12 protein-coding genes are annotated in these 17,634 nt (G+C 61.6%); 6 read left to right on the forward strand and 6 right to left on the reverse strand.

The window, feature by feature from the left end:
- Positions 1–38 precede the first annotated feature (38 nt).
- The 5 genes from ABNP46_RS07135 to ABNP46_RS07155 all read right to left on the reverse strand — a co-directional run bounded on the left by ABNP46_RS07135 (position 39) and on the right by ABNP46_RS07155 (position 9,069).
- On the reverse strand, positions 39–2,453 hold the full coding sequence (locus ABNP46_RS07135) for a proprotein convertase P-domain-containing protein (protein ID WP_349921716.1): 2,415 nt from the start codon (positions 2,451–2,453) through the stop codon (positions 39–41).
- Between the two features lie 35 nt (positions 2,454–2,488).
- Positions 2,489–4,510 carry a prolyl oligopeptidase family serine peptidase gene (locus ABNP46_RS07140; RefSeq protein ID WP_349921717.1) on the reverse strand — a complete coding sequence of 674 codons (2,022 nt, stop codon included), beginning with the start codon at positions 4,508–4,510 and terminating at the stop codon, positions 2,489–2,491.
- Positions 4,510–6,675, reverse strand: a complete 2,166-nt coding sequence (locus tag ABNP46_RS07145) for a TonB-dependent hemoglobin/transferrin/lactoferrin family receptor (RefSeq protein WP_349921718.1) — start codon at positions 6,673–6,675, stop codon at positions 4,510–4,512. The genes ABNP46_RS07140 and ABNP46_RS07145 overlap by 1 nt, the downstream gene beginning before the upstream one ends.
- A gap of 274 nt (positions 6,676–6,949) precedes the next feature.
- A complete protein-coding gene (locus ABNP46_RS07150; protein WP_349921719.1) occupies positions 6,950–8,797 on the reverse strand; it encodes a DUF3413 domain-containing protein in 1,848 nt (615 codons plus the stop codon).
- Positions 8,798–8,841: 44 nt separating this feature from the next.
- On the reverse strand, positions 8,842–9,069 hold the full coding sequence (locus tag ABNP46_RS07155; protein WP_349921720.1) for a DUF1414 domain-containing protein: 228 nt from the start codon (positions 9,067–9,069) through the stop codon (positions 8,842–8,844).
- A gap of 73 nt (positions 9,070–9,142) precedes the next feature.
- On the opposite strand from ABNP46_RS07155, the gene yejK reads away from it, so the two are divergent.
- The 6 genes from yejK to ABNP46_RS07185 all read left to right on the forward strand — a co-directional run bounded on the left by yejK (position 9,143) and on the right by ABNP46_RS07185 (position 16,568).
- Positions 9,143–10,198 carry a nucleoid-associated protein YejK gene (yejK, locus tag ABNP46_RS07160; RefSeq protein WP_349921721.1) on the forward strand — a complete coding sequence of 352 codons (1,056 nt, stop codon included), beginning with the start codon at positions 9,143–9,145 and terminating at the stop codon, positions 10,196–10,198.
- A 394-nt stretch (positions 10,199–10,592) separates the two neighbouring features.
- Positions 10,593–11,774, forward strand: coding sequence for a maltose/maltodextrin ABC transporter substrate-binding protein MalE (malE, locus tag ABNP46_RS07165; RefSeq protein WP_349921722.1), 1,182 nt, complete (start codon positions 10,593–10,595; stop codon positions 11,772–11,774).
- Between the two features lie 74 nt (positions 11,775–11,848).
- Positions 11,849–13,498, forward strand: coding sequence for a maltose ABC transporter permease MalF (gene malF, locus ABNP46_RS07170; RefSeq protein WP_349921723.1), 1,650 nt, complete (start codon positions 11,849–11,851; stop codon positions 13,496–13,498).
- A 12-nt stretch (positions 13,499–13,510) separates the two neighbouring features.
- A complete protein-coding gene (gene malG, locus ABNP46_RS07175; RefSeq protein ID WP_349921724.1) occupies positions 13,511–14,401 on the forward strand; it encodes a maltose ABC transporter permease MalG in 891 nt (296 codons plus the stop codon).
- Positions 14,402–14,469: 68 nt separating this feature from the next.
- On the forward strand, positions 14,470–15,606 hold the full coding sequence (locus ABNP46_RS07180) for an ABC transporter ATP-binding protein (RefSeq protein WP_349921725.1): 1,137 nt from the start codon (positions 14,470–14,472) through the stop codon (positions 15,604–15,606).
- Positions 15,607–15,767: 161 nt separating this feature from the next.
- A complete protein-coding gene (locus ABNP46_RS07185; protein WP_349921726.1) occupies positions 15,768–16,568 on the forward strand; it encodes an alpha/beta fold hydrolase in 801 nt (266 codons plus the stop codon).
- A 65-nt stretch (positions 16,569–16,633) separates the two neighbouring features.
- Here ABNP46_RS07185 and ABNP46_RS07190 read toward each other — a convergent pair whose 3' ends face one another.
- On the reverse strand, positions 16,634–17,440 hold the full coding sequence (locus ABNP46_RS07190) for a MipA/OmpV family protein (protein WP_349921727.1): 807 nt from the start codon (positions 17,438–17,440) through the stop codon (positions 16,634–16,636).
- Between the last annotated feature and the right edge of the window lie 194 nt (positions 17,441–17,634).

The following is a 17,634-nucleotide window of genomic DNA, read 5'->3' on the forward strand; positions in this document are numbered from 1 at the left end:
ACCGGCCCCTCGCGCTTGATTAAGGGTTGATCGGGTCTTTAGCCGCGACGGCTCCATCGACGCCAGAACGCCAGCGGCAGCAGCCAGAGCAGATTGAAGGCACCGCCTCCGCTGCTGTCGGGGACGTTGAAGTGAAGGATGCCGTCATCCGGCAGGGGGATGGGCTCGCCGCACTGGGCACCGATGCGCTGGCTGATGCTCCAGCTGTTGAGACGACCCTGTTTGCCGGGGGCGTTGTCGACGATCTCCAGGGTCCATTGGCCCGCCAGTGGCTCGCCATTGAACAGGCTCAGAGACTGGAGGGATTGCAGATCGGTCGGGAAGGTCCCTTTGAGCCGTGGCAGCGGGCTGTGGCCCTTGTCCCAGATCTGCACCCGGGTGCCGGAGGGGGAGTTGAGCCAGATCTCCAGCTCGTCCAGGGCCTCGTGCTGCAAGTCAATATTCAGCAGCAGCTCGCCACTCACGCGGGCATCGCTTCTGGCCATCACCAGGCTGGCCTGACTCAGTCCCTTCTCGTCGGTGCTCTGGGCATCCTTGAGGGTCTGGGCCTGGCCGCTCGCCCGGGCGATGACAGGGGTACCGATGGGCAGGCTCAGGGACTGCTGCCATTGACGCTCGCTCGGACTGGCGCCGGTGAGGCCCAAGGTCAGGGGCAGCTCGGCCACATCGCCACAGGCGAGGGGGCTCTGGGCTTGCAGACGCAGGGTGGTGTTCATGCTGGCCCCCGCCGCCAGGGTGCTGGTCTGCCACTGATAAGGATCGGCCTGCAAGCCGCTCGGCAGGGCCAGGGTCAGGCTGTGCAGGGTCACCGGGCTGTTGCCCGGGTTGCTCAAGGTGAGCACCACGGACTGGGGTTGACCCAGTTCGATGGCACTGCCATCGGCCAGGGCCAGGTTGACGGGGGCCTGCAACAGACCGTGCTGGCGGAACGCCTGCTCCAGATGACGGCCGTAGTGACGGGCCGGATAGAGCCGCTCGGCGGTTTCCACCGTGAGGCGGGCTAGCTGCGGCATCTTGATGGCCGGGCCCAGGCCGAAGTGGGACTCGATGATCAGACGATCGAATTCATCGCGCGCCGCTTCGCCGTGTTCGGCGACCGAGGCCAGCAGGGCCTGGAACAAGGGGGTGCCCCAGAGTTGATCGCCGTTGCTGCCGTTGACGGTTCTGTGGGCCGGGTAGGTGTAGTCCGGGTGGTAGCGGGCGCGCATGTCGTCCAGCTGGCGCGGGGCACGATCGGTGAAACGGGCATCCCAGTTGAATACCAGGGCCGGTTCGAAGTTGCGGCCCGCTTCGCTGCGCTGACGATGGCTGGCGGCCAGATAGTCGCTGAAGCCCTCGCCGATGGCGCCCCAATCCGCCTCGTCCCCCATGTCCGGCACTATGTGGTGCTGCACCGCATGACCGAACTCGTGCCAGACCACCATGGGATCCTCGGCATCGGGCACCCCGCTGCGACCCAGCTCCAGCCTGCGCTCGAAGGGGTCATAGAGGGAGTTGTCCTGATAGCCGGAATCGGTATCGATATCGATGGCACCCGGGATGAGATCCGCAAAGCCGAGCGCCTTGATGTGGCGCTGGGCGAGATCCAGGTGGTAGTAGGCATTGATGTCGGCAAAGCCGATATCATCCCGGGTCAGGCGAAATGCCTGCGGATTGTCGGCGCTGTAGGGTGCCGTGTTGGGCTCCATGGCATCCACCACCCGGGCGTTGGGGCCGCTCAGTACATAGTCGCTGCCGCGCAGGGTGACCGGCAGGGCGACCCTGTCCTGATAGGCGGCATCCGCAAGTACCAGGGATTCGTGCCAGACCAGGCTGGCATCTTGCAACTGGGTGCGGGGGTCCGGATCGAACACCCGCGCCTCTACGCTGACGTCGCCGGCATCGGCAGGGTCCGTCGGCGTGGTGGTGGCGGCATCGAGCCAGCGACCGAGCTCCTGGCTGCCATCACAGCTGGCAAACAGCTGCTGGTAGGCCGCCTTGGCGTTGCCATCCCGATGTTCGCGGATGCGCAGACGCAGGGCCGGCGTCAGGGTCTCCCCGTCGCGCCAGTACCAGGCCTCCACCGGGCCGAGAGAGTCAATCTCGGCTCCCGCATCCCGCAGGCTGGTGAGCAGGGGATCCAGGTCCGTGCTGGGATCGCAGCCGGCCTGGGTGCTCTGGAGCGGGCGCAGGTTGTGATAGAGGCGCCAGGGTTTGCCGGCGGCATCGAGGCTGACGGCGGCCTGGGTGGTGGCCACCGGCAGGCCGTTGACCTGCTGGCGGAAGCTGTAGTGATGGCCGAGCAGGCTGGCCCTGTCATAGTCGGGGGTCAGGGTCACGCCGAGGCGCTGTTCGAGCCAGGCTTGGGGCGTGGTGGAGAGCGGCGCCTCATCGACATAGATGAGCTCGGCCGCGACGAGGGGCTGGGCGAGCAGGGTGGCCGCCAGCCAGAGGGCCAGGGAAGAGGGCTTCATAAATGACTCCAAAACAGGAAGATTGAGTGCTGGCATCAGTGTTTGACTCCGGCCAGATCGAGCAGGAAGGCATACTCCTGGGCTGCCCGCTGGGTGGCGGTGTTGGGGTTGGCCAGGTGCCCCCCCTCGAGCTCGGTGTTGAGCAGATAGGGACCCGTCCCCGTGCTGTGGGCACGCAGGCGGGCCAGCCACTTGAGGGGTTCCCAGTAGGGGACCTGACTGTCATGCAGGCCTGCTGTCACATAAAGTGGCGGATAGTGAGCCTCATGCAGATTGTCATAGGGGCTTAATCGGCGCATGGCAGCATAATCATCGGTATTTGCCGGATTGCCCCACTCCGCATACTCCTGCCGGGTGAGGGGAAGCTCGGGGTCGGTCATGGTGCCCAGCATGTCGACGAAGGGCACTTGCAGCACGGCACCGGCGAAGCGGGTCGGCGCCTGGTTCAAGGCTGCCGCCACCAGCAGGCCGCCAGCGCTGCCGCCCATGGCGAACAGTCGGGCCGGATCGATGGCGGGATCCCGGGAGAGGCTCTCGGCCACCGCCAGGAAGTCATCCACGCTGTGCTGCTTTTGCTGGCCATGGCCTTCCCGATACCAGGGGTCGCCGAGCAGGCCGCCGCCGCGCACATGGGCGATGGCGTAGACGAAGCCGCGATCAAGCAGGCTCAATACCCTGGGCTGGTAGTAGGGGCGCATGGGGGTGCCGTAAGCGCCATAGCCGTAGAGCAGCAGCGCCTTGGGGGTGGTGATGTCCTTGCGCCACACCAGGGAGACGGGCACCTTGACGCCGTCCTTGCCCACTATCCAGCGTCGCTCGCTCTGATAGGGGGAAGCGACGGCCCGGGTGTCATCGTCCTGCCACTGACCCGAGTCCAGACTCAGCCAACGCTGGTGCGGCGCCTCGGCCATGCCCTGACGACGAATGAGCACCCCTGTGTCGGCCGGATCCTGGCTGCCCTGGATCCAGGCCGTGCCGGCGCCCTCGGTCAGGGGGACGCTGTGACGCAGCTTGCCGTCGGCATCCAGCACGTCGAGCCAGTCGTCCCCTTCCTTGCGATATTGCAGCACGGTGTGGTGCTCAAACAGGCGCCACTTCTCGAGGCTGTGACCCTTGCCGGACCAGAGGGGGCGCCAGGTTTGACTCCCTGCCTCGGTCAGGTTGCCGGCCTGATAGAGACCGAGATCCCCATCCAGATTGCTCTTGATGAGCACCCGATCGTCCTGGGTATCCAGGTAGTACTCGAGCCCGCGCTGGCGTTCCTTGATGAGGGTCGCCTTGCCGTCATCCAGCAGGTATTGCTCCGAGCTGTTGTGGTTGTTGCTCTGCAGGATCAGGTGACGCCGATCCGTGGTGCGGTAGAGGCCGATAAGCCAGGCGGGATCGGCTTCCTCGTACACCAGGGTCTCCTTGCCGTTCTGCCAGGCTTGCAGTTGCCAGGGGCGCAGGGTGCTGCGCTCGTTGGCCACCGTGTAGAGGGTCTTGCCGTCCAGGCTCCAGAGCAGATCGCTGGCGCGATGGGGCAGAGTTGCCAGGGTTTTGCCGCTCGCAAGATCCAGCAGGGTGATGCGGTAATCCCGATCGCCACGGCTGTCCTCGGCCAGCGCTAGCCAGTGGCCGTTCGGGTGCAGCGCCCAGGCGGCAAGCTCGTAGTAGCCCTCTGCCGGTTGGCGCGGTGCCAGCCGCTGGCGCGGTTCAGCCTGCTCGTCCGTGCGCTGCCACAGGCTGCCATCGGCGCCCATGCGCCACTGGCTGCCGGCCTGGCTCAACCACGCCACGGGCATGGGTTCGCCCCTGGCCTGGCGCTGCCACTCCCCTTGCAGGGTCTTGACCAGGGGTTGCAGGTCGGCGAGCCGTTGCTCGGTCCAGCGGTTCTGCTCGCGCAGCAGGGTCAACAGCTCGGGTGAGCTGCGGCTGTCATCGCGCCAGCCGCCGTAGGGATCGACCCGGGCGATGCTGCCTTTCATCAGTGCGGGGCGTTCCGGGATGAGCGGCGCCTCTTCCTCGGCCAGGGCCGGGATGGCCAACAGGCTGGCCAGTATCAACAGGCGACGCATCAGAGCCCCACGAAGGTGTAGCGCAGGCTGGCGCTCAGGGAGCGGCCTGTCTGGGTGAACAGATCGGCGTCGGTACCGGCTTCCAGCCCGGCCACATCCTGATAGCGGGTGTAGCGGGTGTCGAACAGGTTATCGAGCTTGAGGTTGACCTTGAGGGCATCGGTCACCTGCCAGTCGGCGGTCATCGCCATGCTGAACCAGCCGGCGCTCTTCAAGCAGTCACCCTGGCTGCTGGTCAGGCTGTTGCTGCAGGTGGGCACACGGTTCATGGCGGCGGCGTAGTCCGCCTGCAGGCCGAGGCTCCAGGCATTGGCCTGATAGGTGAGGCGGGTGTTGCCTTCCAGCGGTGTGAGGGTACGCAGGGCCTCGCCCTGACTGTCTTCCCCGTCAACCCAGCCGAGCTTGGTGGCGAGTTCCCACTCCGGGGTCAGCCAGTAGCTGGCGGCCACTTCGGCGCCCCAGGTCTCGGCCTTGGCCACGTTGCGGTACTGACGCAGGTAGACGCCGTCGCGCAGGCGCATGCCCACTTCCCGCCAGTCGATGAAGTTGTAGTAACGGTTGTAGAAGAGGGACGGTTTGATGCTCCAGTTCTCCCCCTCGCCGCTGACCCCCCATTCGAAGCTGTGGCTGGTCTCTTCCTCCAGCTCGGTATTGGCGATGATCTCGAACGGTGGCAGGGCAAAGTAGTGGGGGATGTTGCCGTATACCTTGTCATAGGAGGGGGCGCGGAAGCCGTTGGCGTAGCTCAGCCAGCTGCGCCACTCCTCGTTGAAGCGATAGCTGGTGGCCAGGCTCGGGGAGAGGTGCCAGCTGTGGTTTTCGCCATTGCTGCCATCGAGGGGCTTGAGCCACTGGTGATCCATGCGCAGGGTCGGGGTGAACTGCCATTGGCCGAGGGAGGCCACGTCGCTCAGCCAGACCCCGGCCCGGTCGGTGCGGGCACGGCTGAAGGGGGCGGATTGCTGGGGCTGGGGCACGCCGGCCTCCAGGCTCAGTTTTTCGACCGGCCGCTCGTGGGTGGTGCGCTCCAGTTCCAGGCCGTAGCTCAGCTTGTGGGCGATATCACCGGTGACGAGATCCCGGCGCACGTCCAGCTCGGTGCCGACCCTGTCTTCGGTGAAGGTGGCGAGTTCCCGCTCGCTGCGATAGCGGGGATAGCCGCTCAGCAGATCGTTTTGCAGCAGGCTGCGTTTGTTGGCGGTGTTCTTGGAGTGGTTGCCGTAGGCACTCCAGGTAAAGCTGTCGGCCAGCAGGGTGCCAAGGTCGCTGGCCTCCCAGCCGAGCTTGCCCCCCTGGGTTTTCTGGCTGGCGTTTTCCCGGTACTGGCGCACCTGCCACTTGCCGTCGGGCTGGGGGACTTCGAGAGGCCCCTGATCCCGCTCGGCATTGTCCTCGAAATAATCGAGTTCGAGGCGCAGCAGGTGATGGTCGCTTAGCTGGAAGCGGGAGCTGGTGGAGGCACTGAGCCCGTCCAGATCCGCCGGAATGCGGCTCTCGTCATAGTTGGCGGTCTCGTGCCCCTGCCAGCCGGAGACCCGCAGCAGGTGCTCGGTATCCATGATTCTGGCGGCGCCGGTGGCGCTGAGCTTCTGTTTGTCTGAGCTGCCGTCTTGCAGCACCTTGCTGCTGAGGTAGGCATCCTGACCTTGCAGGTAATCTTCCGGCTGCTTGGTGCTGATGACGATGGTACCGCCGATGGCGTCCGAGCCATGCAGGGATGACCCCGCGCCCTTGGCGACTTCGATCTGCTTGACGTCATCGAGGTCGAAGCTGAAGCGGCCCACCTTGTCGTTGAGATCGTCGGCGCCGAAGCCGTCGCTGACCCGGACCCCGTCCTTGATGATCAGCACCCGGTTGCCACCCATGCCGCGGATGATGATGTTCTGGGGCCGGCCAGCGGAGCCGGTGACCGAGACGCCGGGTTCGTTCTTGAACACGTCGGTGAGTTCGGTCGCCACCTGACGATCCAGGTCTTCCTCGGTGATGACGGTGATGGCACCGGACACGTCGGATAACTTCTGCTCTATCCGCTGGCCCTTGACCACGATGGTTTCGCGCGCCTTGAGTTCCGGATTCATGTCGGTTGAGTCGATCCTCGCCGGATCGCTGGCAGCCAAAGCTGTACCGGACAGCAGCATGGGCCAGTAGTGCAGTAGTGTTTTCATTGTTGATAATGATTGTTATTTAAGCCTGAAGGGCGCGGATTATTGCAGATGAATCTTTTTAGTTCAATGATTGATAATCATTATCATTTTGTTTTTATGATCTTGATCGGATTGGACTTTTTCTGACTGATAACTCATTAGTGGTTGATGAGGTATTCCGGATGGAAATCGAAAAGCAGCGCAAACGTCTGCGGGACAGAAGGGGAAAGGTGGGCCCGGGAGGCCATAAAAAAGCCCGCCATGAAGGCGGGCCTGGTGACACTTATCGCATCGATCAGGGGGAGCGATAGAAGCGATTGAGCTCGTTCATCACCTGGATCATGGCCCCCATATCCGGCGTACCGTGTTTGATGGGTTTGTAGCTCGCGCGATCCAGCAACTCGAAATCCCCCTGCTTGTTGAAGTGGGTGATGGTGTTGTCCTGGTAGATGGCGAAGTCATTCTGATCCCCCGCCAGCAGCCAGTTGCGCGGACTGATATCGAACAGGCTGCGGCCAATGCTGTAGTCTCGCGGCGGGTTGCGCACGCCCAGCATGCCCTTCATCAGGGTCGGCACCAGATCCAGGTGGCTGCTGGCCTGCTCCTGAGGCTTCTCCTCGGCCCCTGGCCAGGCGAGTACGAAGGGCACCTGCACCTGATAGGGGGAGTAGTTGCTGCCATAACCCCAGCTGTTGCTCTGGGTTTCGTTGAATTCCTGACCGTGATTGGAAGTGATGACGACGATGGTCTTCTCGCTCAGGCCCTGCTGCTGCAACTGATCCAGCATCTGCTCGAGCAGCTGATCCGTATAGAAGACGGTGTTCTTGTAGCGATTCTCCAGCTTCTGCAGATTCTCGGACCGATAGGCCGTCGCCGGGTTGAAGCGGGTCAGCTCAGGCTGGAAGGGGCCCTTCACATCGGCGGGCACCTGATAATCCCCCGGGCTCGACAGATAGACCAGGGAGAACCAGGGGCGATCGGTCGAGCGCTTGCCGAGCCACTGCTGCCAGTCGCCGATCAGGCGGGTATCGTCGGTCTGTTCGGAGACAAACACCTGCTTGCGCAGGCCGGCCAGCAGGCTCTGGCGGTACTTCTGGGCATCTTCCAGCGAGCCGAACAGGCCAAACTGGTAGTCCTGGCGCAGCATCTCGTCGAACAGCACCGGAGGGCGCTTGTCGGCACTGATGTCGTCGTAATAGTGGCCGGGCAACCCGTAGAAGAGCCCGAACATCCCCATGACATCGTCATTGCCGCCACTCATGTGCTGGCGGAAATTGAGATGATTGTCTGCGTAGCGCTGCAGATTGGGCATGTTGATGTTGTTGAGCATGTCCGCCCGCAGGGAATCCACCACCACGACCAGCAGGTTCATGTGCTCAACCGGGGCGCTCACGTTGAGGGGGCGCAGGGGATAGATCAGCCTGTGTTCGGCACTGCCCTGGCTCTCGGCCTTCTTCTCGTATTGCTCCAGATCCAGCCAGCCGTGCTTGGCCAGGAAGCTGCGCGCCGTCATGGGGTAGGAGAGGGGGAAGTTGGCCCGCTGCATGGTGATGGGCTGATAGAGGGTCGCATCGGCCCAGCTGTTGACCAGATGGGTCAGGATGAAGCAGACCAGCAGGGCCAGCCCGACCTGATTGCCGTACTGGCGGCGCTTGCGCTTGTTGATCTTGCGCCATACATAGGCTGACAGCAGCAGCTCAAGCAGGAAGATGGTGGGCACCGCCACGAAGATGATGCTCCAGATTGAGCCCTCCTCGGTCTGGGCCTGATCCAGCAGCAATTGCCACACCTGACCGTTCAGGTGGAACTTGAACAGCTGGAACACCTGGGTGTCGATGAGCAGCAGCACCAGCGCCAGGGTGGCGATGATGGCCGAGGTGAAACGCAGCACCCGCTCCTTGGGCAGCACGAAGCTCAAGGGGAAGATGGTCAACAGATAGGTGACGAAGCTCAGGAACGAGAAATGCCCTATCCAGCTGATGATGAGATAGGTGACACCGAGCGTGGTCGATGGCCAGCTGATGGAGCCCAGATAACGGGTGGCGATCAGCATGGCCAGGATGATGTTGAAGAAGGAGAACCAATGCCCCCAGGTGATCAGGCGAGAGACATTATCACGATAGGGGTTGCCGGTTTCGACCATAGTGATCCATCAGGGTTGAGAAACGTCAAAGAATGCGAAGAAACTCAGTGAGCATCGTGACGAAGACTCACCGAGGCGGTGAGCGCCTGGATGTACTTCTCGGTGATCGCCTGACGCTGGGCCGGGGCCATACCGTTGATGATATTGGTGGTCAGGTTGCCAAGCACCATCAGACTGAGATCCACCGGCGCCTTGTGCTTTTCCAGGGCGGTGATCAGGTCGTTCATCAGGGCGTCAAACTGCTCGTTATTGTACTTTGATACGATGGGCATAATCTTCAGTTCATCTCGGTTCAAAGCGCCTTATAATACTTCACCCTTTCGGCTAACACTATGGCTTTGTGACATGAGTCTCGATATCGACAAGATCATTCTTCACTCCCTGCGCCAGGGCGGCGATGGTCAACCGCACGCCGACACCCGCAGCCAGACCCTGCCCGCAGACGAGGCGGTGCAAGGGCTGATGGCTGAACTGCATCGCATCTACAACGGCAAGGGTGGCAAGGGCTTCGGCTTCTTCGCGGACCCGGAAGCCGCCGTCGCCGAGCAGGCAGAAGGGAGCGATGCCCCCAAACAGCCTTCCCCCGCATTTCGCATCGCCCTCGAACAGCTGCTCGCCGAGCAGACTGAGTTCGTCCCCTTCTCCGTGACCATGACCCAGCTGCTGGTGAAGAACCTGGTGGAACATGCCCTGGGAGAGCAGGGGGTGCTGCTGTTTGCCAAATACAACTATGTGGGGGTTGATTATCTGATGATCGCCCTCCTGGAAGGCAAGGAGAGCGTCACCGTCAGCGAGGCGCTGGAGCTGCGTCATATCCAGTATCTGGATATCGGCAAACTCAATCTGGTGGCCCGTATCGATCTGACCGAGTGGAAGACCCAGCCCGATTCTCGCCGTTATATTACCTTCAGCAAGGGGCGGGTCGGTCGCAAGCTGGGGGACTTCTTCATGGATTATCTGGGTGCCCGTGAAGGCATGGATGCCAAGGTGCAAAACAAGGGATTGCTGCAGGCGGTGGACGATTATTGCGACAGCCGCCAACTCGAGCCCGCCGAGCGCCATGATTACAAGAAACAGGTCTTCCAATATTGCACCGAGCAAGCCAGTGCCGGTGCAGAAATAGAGATAAAAGAACTCTCGGCTGAACTGGCTGCAAAAGATGAAGGGGATCTCGACTTCTACAGTTTCATCGGCCAGGAATATGAACTGGAAGATCGTTTCCCGGCGGACAGGTCCACCCTGCGGGGGCTCACCAAATTCGTCGGTTCAGGCGGTGGTCTGACCCTGAGCTTCGAGCAGAAGCTATTGAACAGCCGCGTGTTTTATGATCCCCAGACCGACACGCTGACCATCCGTGGCGTCCCCCCCAACCTCAAGGATCAACTGCTGCGCCAGTCATAATGTGATCCACTCTTCATTTTCGGCAAAAAGACACCCGGGCTGCCCCGGGTGTCTTTTTATTTATGGGGTTGGCGCACATCGAAATGGACTCGGTACTTTGTTAACACATTGGACAAAATAAAGGGTTTGAAAGGGCTTTCATGGGGGTGAAACCCCTTTCATTCATGAAATTTTATTACCGATTGGTAATTTTATTTCCTTGCGGAGTCAAAAATACGGGAATAAACCCCCGGTATTCGCGGAAATAAGAAAATGTTTTCAGAACTTTCTGGAAGAAAATACGTAATTGCATTTCAAAAATGCGAGGCGTGTCATGTGAGGCATGCACGGCTTGGGATAATATTCACTTGCACACAATGCTCTTACAGCGCGGAACTTATACAAGGAAAGGCTCATGAAAAAGAAATTGCTGTCATCCCTGATCGGTCTGGCTACTCTGGGTGTGGCTTGCTCTGCCACGGCTGCCATTGACGAAGGTCAGCTGACCATCTGGATCAACGGTGACAAGGGCTATAACGGCCTGGCCGAAGTCGGCAAGAAATTCGAAGCGGAGACCGGCATCAAGGTGACCGTGGCTCACCCGGACCAGGTTGAAGTGAAATTCCAGCAAGCCGCTGCCACCGGCAACGGTCCCGACATCTTCTTCTGGGCTCACGACCGTTACGGTGAGTGGGTCAAGGCCGGTCTGCTGGTGCCGGTGACCCCGAATGCCGCCGAGAAGGCCAAGTTCGAGCAGTTCGCCTGGGACGCCATGACCGTCGACGGCAAGACCTACGGCTACCCGGTTGCAGTTGAAGCCGTCAGCCTGATTTACAACAAGGATCTGCTGCCGAACCCGCCGAAGACCTTCGAAGAGATCGCCAAGATCGACGAAGATCTGAAGAAGAATGGCAAGCGCGCCATCATGTGGGCCTATGACACCCCCTACTTCAGCTATCCCCTGGTGGCTGCCAACGGTGGTTATGCCTTCAAGAAGACCGCCACCGGTTATGACGTGAAAGACACCGGCGTGAACAACGCGGGCGCCAAGGCGGGCGTGGGCTACATCTCCGAGATGATCAAGTCCGGTCACCTGGAGAAGGGCATCGACTACGGTGTCATGGATGCCAAGTTCAACAAGGGCGAAGTGGCCATGATGATCAACGGTCCCTGGGCCTGGAGCAACCTGGACAAGAGCGGCATCAAGTACGGCGTAGCGCCGCTGCCGACCCTGCAGGGCAAACCGGCCAAGGCCTTCGTTGGCGTACTGGGTGCGACCATCAACGCCGCCAGCCCGAACAAGGATCTGGCCATCGAGTTCCTCGAGAACTATCTGCTGACCGATGCCGGTCTGGCGCCGGTGAATGCCGACAAGCCGCTGGGTGCCGTGGCACTGAAGTCCTTCCAGAAGACCCTGGAAGCGGATGCCAACATCAAGGCCACCATGCAGAACGCCCAGAATGGCGAGCCGATGCCGTCCGTGCCTGAGATGAGCCGTTTCTGGTCCTCCTTCGAAACTGCCCTCAAGAACGTCACCTCTGGCCGTCAGAGCGTTGACGAAGCCCTGGATACTGCTGCCAAGCGTATCGTTCAGTAAGCATGCACTACCCGGGAGGCCTTCGGGCCTCCCACTCTCTCAACTCTCTCTTGGCGTAATAAAGGTTAATTGGCATGGAAGTAGTACCTTCTATTGAATCCTATGCCGGTCCGAAGGCTAAGCACTCCTGGCTCAAGTGGACCATCGCTGCCCTGGTCGCCATCCTCAACGGCTATGCCGCCGTGATGATGTATGCCAGCGGTGAGTGGGTGTTCGCGCTGCTGGATCTGGTGGTGGTTTCCGTCGGGCTGTATGTCTTCATGAACAAGAAGACCTATGCCCACCGCTATATCTTCCCCGGTGTGGCTGGCATGGTGGTGTTTATCATCTTCCCTCTTGCCTACACGATCGGCATCGCCTTCACCAACTATTCGGGCACCAACCTGCTCTCCCTCGAGCAGGCACGCAATTTCCATCTGAAAAAGATCTACAAGGTGGCGGGGGGCGAATTCGACTTCACCCTGCTGGGTGGGGACAAGGGTCAGTACCAGTTGCTGTTGCAGCAAGATGACCAATCCTTCATCAGCCAGCCTCTTCACCTGCAGAACAACAAGGCGCACACCCTGGCCGTTCGCGAGGGCAGCGCACCGAATGAGCCTGAAACCGTGCAACTGCAGCCCCTGAACGGGGAAGCGGTCGGCCAGGCGGCGCCCATTCGCGCCATCGTCGATCACCGCAGCCATCTCAATGCCCTGGATCTGGTGCTGCCGGACGGCAGCGTGCACCTGACCATGAGCAGCCTGCGCAAGTTTGCGGCGCAAAAACCGCTCTACACCCAGCTGGTGGACGGCGCCGTGCTCAAGTCCGGGGTCATGATCAAGGATGTCAACCTGCTGCGTGACAACCAGACCGGCGAGCTGATGCTGCCCAACCCCGACACCGGCTTCTACCAGTACATCGACGCGGATGGCCAGTTCGTCGGCAAGGGGCTGGCACCGGGCTTCGTGGTCAGCGTGGGCTGGAAGAACTTCGTGCGGATCATGACAGACCCGGGTATCCAGGGCCCCTTCATGCAGATCTTCGTCTGGACGGTGATCTTCTCCGCCTGCTCCGTGGCCTTCACCCTGGCCATCGGCATGGTGATGGCCTGCCTGGTACAGTGGGAGCAACTGCGCGGCCGTGGTTTCTACCGGGTCATGTTGATCCTGCCCTACGCCATACCGGCGTTCATCTCCATCTTGGTGTTCAAGGGTCTGTTCAACCAGAACTTCGGCGAGATCAACCTGTTCCTGGAAGCGGCGTTCGGCATCAAGCCGGACTGGTACACCACCCCCTTCCTGGCCAAGATGATGATCCTCATCGTCAACACCTGGCTCGGCTACCCCTACATGATGATCCTCTGCATGGGCCTGCTCAAGGCGATTCCGGAAGATCTCTATGAGGCATCCGCCATGGACGGGGCGGGTCCGGTACAGAACTTCTTCAAGATCACGGTACCGCTGTTGATGAAGCCGCTGACGCCGCTGCTCATCGCGTCGTTTGCCTTCAACTTCAACAACTTCGTGCTTATCCAGCTGTTGACCAACGGAGCACCGGACATCATCGGGGCCAGCACCCCGGCCGGTACCACGGATCTGCTGGTGAACTACACCTACCGGATCGCGTTCCAGGGTTCGGGTGGTCAGGACTACGGTCTGGCCAGTGCCATCGCTACCGCCATCTTCCTGATCGTCGGCGCGCTCGCACTGCTCAACCTGAAATTGTCCAAAGCGGACAAGCTGTAAGGAGGCTCGAAAATGGCTATCGTACAACCCAAATCAGTCAAATACCGGGTGTGGGCAACCCACCTGGTCATGTGGGCCTTCCTGGCGTTGATCATCTTCCCGGTGATCATGGTCATCGCCATCTCGTTCCGTAACGGCAACTTCTCGGTGGGGGAGATCATCCCCACCAATCCGACTCTGGACCACTGGAAGCTGGCGCTCGGCATGTCCATCACCAACGCTGACGGCAGCATCACGCCGCCGCCGTTCCCGGTGCTGACCTGGTTGTGGAACTCCATCAAGATAGCGGGCATCACCGCCCTGATGATAGTGGTGCTCTCCACCACCTGTGCCTATGCCTTTGCCCGCCTGCGTTTTCGTGGCAAGCAGACCATCTTGCAGGGGATGCTGATCTTCCAGATGTTCCCGGCGGTGCTGGCCCTGGTGGCCATCTATGCGCTGTTCAACAAGATTGGGGACTACATCCCCTGGCTCGGCCTCAACACCCACGGCGGCCTGATCCTGGCCTACATGGGGGGCATCGCCCTGCACGTGTGGACCATCAAGGGCTACTTCGAGACCATCGACTCCTCCCTGGAGGAAGCGGCGGCCATCGACGGTGCGACGCCCTGGCAGGCATTCAGGCTGATCCTGCTGCCCCTGTCGGTGCCCATCCTGGCGGTGGTGTTCATTCTGGCCTTCATCGGTTCCATCACCGAGGTGCCCGTGGCGTCCATCCTGCTGTCGGATGTGAACAATCTGACCCTGGCGGTCGGTGCCCAGCAATACCTCTATCCGCAGAACTATCTGTGGGGTGACTTCGCCGCAGCAGCAGTGCTATCTGGTTTGCCGATCACCGTCGTATTCCTGCTGGCACAGCGCTGGTTGGTAGGTGGTCTCACTGCCGGTGGCGTCAAAGGTTAAGGTTCATGGCCGGGGAAGCTTCTCCCCCCGCCATCACGATTTGCAAAGATTCAAGAGCGGAGCTCGACATGGCTGAAGTAGTACTCAACAAGGTTCGCAAGAACTATGATCCGGCGGTCCACAAGGACACCCTGCGCAACATCAATCTGGCCATCAAGGAAGGGGAGTTCATCGTCTTCGTCGGCCCGTCCGGCTGTGGCAAGTCCACCCTGCTGCGGATGATCGCGGGCCTGGAAGACATCACCAGCGGCGAGCTGACCATCGGCGGTCGCTACATGAACGACGTGCCGCCGGTGGAGCGCAATGTGGGCATGGTGTTCCAGTCCTACGCCCTCTACCCGCACATGAACATCTACGAGAACATGGCCTTCGGCCTCAAGCTCAAGAAGATGGACAAGGAGAACATCCACAAGCGGGTGATGCGCGCCGCCGAGATCCTCGGCCTCGAGCCCCTGCTCGACCGTAAGCCCAAGGCCCTGTCCGGCGGTCAGCGCCAGCGGGTGGCCATCGGTCGCTCCATCGTCCAGCAGCCTCAGGTGTTCCTGTTCGACGAACCGCTGTCGAACCTGGATGCGGCCCTGCGGGTCAAGATGCGCATCGAGATTGCCAAGCTGCACAAGGAGCTCAACTCCACCATCATCTACGTGACCCACGATCAGGTGGAGGCCATGACCCTGGCCAACCGCATCGTGGTGCTGAGCCCTCTCAAGGGTGAGGCCGAGACTAACCTGGAGCAGTTCGGCACCCCGCTCGAGCTCTACCACAACCCGGACAACAAGTTCGTGGCGGGCTTCATCGGCTCTCCCAAGATGAACTTCCTCTCCGGCGAGTTGCAGGAGATCGGTGAGCAGGAAGCCGTGGTCAAGCTGACTTCCGGCGATACCGTGCGGGTGCGGGTGGATGCCCGCCGCGGTGCGGTCGGTGACAAGGTGGAACTGGGCATTCGCCCCGAGCACCTGGTGCCGCTGGATCACGCCCATGCCGACAGCAAGGTAAGCGGTATGGTGCAGGTGGCCGAGCACCTGGGAGCCGAGTCCTTCGTCTACATGGACGTGGATGGTCACGACTTCACCGTCAAGGCGAGCTCTGACGTGGACGTGGCCACCGGCCAGACCTACAGCGTCGGCATCCCGGCCGAGGCCTGCTACCTGTTCGATGCCAAGGAGCAAGCCTTCCCGCGCACGGCCAAATATATCCGCGTCTGATGACGCCAGGTTTTCCGTTATCTTCAATGCCTTTTGCCGGTCTGACGACCGGCTTTTTATTGCCCGCTCGCAGGCTGGCCGGAGGCCTCGCCCGTCTGGGGAGGTCAGGCGCCTGCCCCTCGTGCTACACTGGCGCCAGCTAGCGGGTCATAGGAGAAAACATGAAGAAAATGATGGAGATAGCAGGGCGTCGCCTGGCCTATCTGGATGAAGGGCAGGGGCCTGTGCTGCTGCTGGGGCACAGCTATCTGTGGGACAGCACCATGTGGGCACCGCAGATCCAAGCCCTCAAGGGGCAGTATCGCTGCATCGTGCCCGAGCTCTGGGGCCATGGGGATTCCGATCCCGTGCCCGAGGGCCCCTGCAATCTGGCGACTCTGGCACGGGATCAGCTGGCCCTGCTTGATGCCCTCGGGGTGGACGAGTTCATACTGGTCGGCCTCTCCATCGGCGGCATGTGGGGGGTGGAGCTGGCCAGACTGGCGCCGACCCGCCTCAAGGGGCTGGTGCTGATGGATACCTTCGTCGGCTGGGAGCCCCAGATCACCTGCGAACGCTACCTCGCCATGCTCGCCGCCATCGAACAGCAGGGCAGCCTGCCGCCTCCCATCATCGATCAGGTGGCGCCGCTGTTTTTCGCCAACCAGCCGGAGCCGGCCCTGATGGCCGGTTTCAAGGCTCGGCTGGCGAACTGGCCGCTGGACAAGGTGGCCAGTCTGGTGGCGCTGGGACGCGCCTTCGTGACCCGGGAAGACAGAATGGAGTGGCTCGAGGAGATCCGCGTGCCGAGCCTGGTGATGACGGGTTGCGAAGACAAGGCGCGCCCGGTGCTGGAAGGCTATCTGATGGCCGAGGCGCTGGCCTGCCCCTTCATCGAGGTGCCGGCCGCAGGCCATATCCCGACCCTGGAAAACCCGGCGTTCGTTACCCGCAAGCTGACGGAGTTTCTGGCGAGCGTCTGAGGCGTGCGTGCATCACAAGATTGCAAGAAGGGAGCCTCGGGCTCCCTTCTCGTTATGTTGCACCGTTACCAGATGTATCCGACGCCGACCCCGGCATAGAACTCGCCCTGGTGTTGCACCAGGGGGCTGTCTGCGATGTCGTCGTCATAGCGCTCGTAGTTGAAGCCAAACCCGCCAATCCAGTTGGGACTGAAGCGGTAGCTGCCGATGATGGAGGCCATGGGGGAGAGGGTGGTGCCGGTATTCCACTGGGGACGACCGGGGGCCACTTCATCCGCCCCGATGCCGCCGAAATAGTAGTTCGCCAGATTGTGGCTGCGCAGCATCAGACCCGCCCCCGGCATCAGCAGCAGGCGGCCTCGCACTATGGGGAAGTTGGCCCAGAGCATCACCTCCTGGCCGTTGCTGGTACCGGTGACATCCGTGGTGGCCCGCATCGACCAGAGGGCATAGGGGGTGATGAGATCCGCGCCAAAGCCTGCCTCGAACTCCCCTTTGCGTTTCTCCATGCCGGTGAAATAGGCATCGTCATCGGGATCCAGGTTGCCAAAGCGCACCCGCCCGAAGGCATAGGTCGACAGCCCGCCATCCCGGCTGAGGTAGTAACGGGCCCGATCCCCCAGGTACATCAGGTTGTCGCCAAAATAGAGGGCCCCCGGGATGGGGAGCAGGGCATCATCCTGATACTGATAACGGGCCTGGCCGCCGAGGACCACGCCGCCCAGCACCAATCCCTTGGGGATGGGGCTGCTCGGGCTGTCGCTGGAGAAGGCGCTGAGAGCACCGATGTCGATGTCGGCCCGGGCCGGGGCGACGAGCAACAGGCTCAGGAGTGCGGGGAGACAGGCGTGGCGCAAGGAGACAGGGGGCATCAAGGGATCCTTTTGGGTTTTCAGGCCGGGGCGTAGGTGGAGTCTTCGTCAGTGAAGCGTGTTTTTGCTGTGAATTCAAGTCGATAGCCGCAGGAATTCAGGTTGGTGTCAGCAAGTGGGGGCTAAGGGGGGAGGAAAGTACGCCGGTGTGTCCAACCACGTCGCGGGGGAGAGTAAATACGCAAAGAGGCAAC

The sequence above is a fragment of the Aeromonas veronii genome (genome assembly GCF_040215105.1).
GTDB classification, from domain to species: domain Bacteria; phylum Pseudomonadota; class Gammaproteobacteria; order Enterobacterales; family Aeromonadaceae; genus Aeromonas; species Aeromonas veronii_G.

Bases quoted from the DNA above. Each gene is read 5' to 3' on its own strand.
- ABNP46_RS07185 (WP_349921726.1), top strand. From the start codon at position 15,768: ATGAAGAAAATGATGGAGATAGCAGGGCGTCGCCTGGCCTATCTGGAT.
- ABNP46_RS07180 (WP_349921725.1), top strand. From the start codon at position 14,470: ATGGCTGAAGTAGTACTCAACAAGGTTCGCAAGAACTATGATCCGGCG.
- malE (WP_349921722.1), top strand. From the start codon at position 10,593: ATGAAAAAGAAATTGCTGTCATCCCTGATCGGTCTGGCTACTCTGGGT.
- ABNP46_RS07135 (WP_349921716.1), bottom strand. From the start codon at position 2,453: ATGAAGCCCTCTTCCCTGGCCCTCTGGCTGGCGGCCACCCTGCTCGCC.
- ABNP46_RS07145 (WP_349921718.1), bottom strand. From the start codon at position 6,675: ATGAAAACACTACTGCACTACTGGCCCATGCTGCTGTCCGGTACAGCT.
- ABNP46_RS07140 (WP_349921717.1), bottom strand. From the start codon at position 4,510: ATGCGTCGCCTGTTGATACTGGCCAGCCTGTTGGCCATCCCGGCCCTG.
- malF (WP_349921723.1), top strand. From the start codon at position 11,849: ATGGAAGTAGTACCTTCTATTGAATCCTATGCCGGTCCGAAGGCTAAG.
- ABNP46_RS07190 (WP_349921727.1), bottom strand. From the start codon at position 17,440: ATGCCCCCTGTCTCCTTGCGCCACGCCTGTCTCCCCGCACTCCTGAGC.
- malG (WP_349921724.1), top strand. From the start codon at position 13,511: ATGGCTATCGTACAACCCAAATCAGTCAAATACCGGGTGTGGGCAACC.
- yejK (WP_349921721.1), top strand. From the start codon at position 9,143: ATGAGTCTCGATATCGACAAGATCATTCTTCACTCCCTGCGCCAGGGC.
- ABNP46_RS07155 (WP_349921720.1), bottom strand. From the start codon at position 9,069: ATGCCCATCGTATCAAAGTACAATAACGAGCAGTTTGACGCCCTGATG.
- ABNP46_RS07150 (WP_349921719.1), bottom strand. From the start codon at position 8,797: ATGGTCGAAACCGGCAACCCCTATCGTGATAATGTCTCTCGCCTGATC.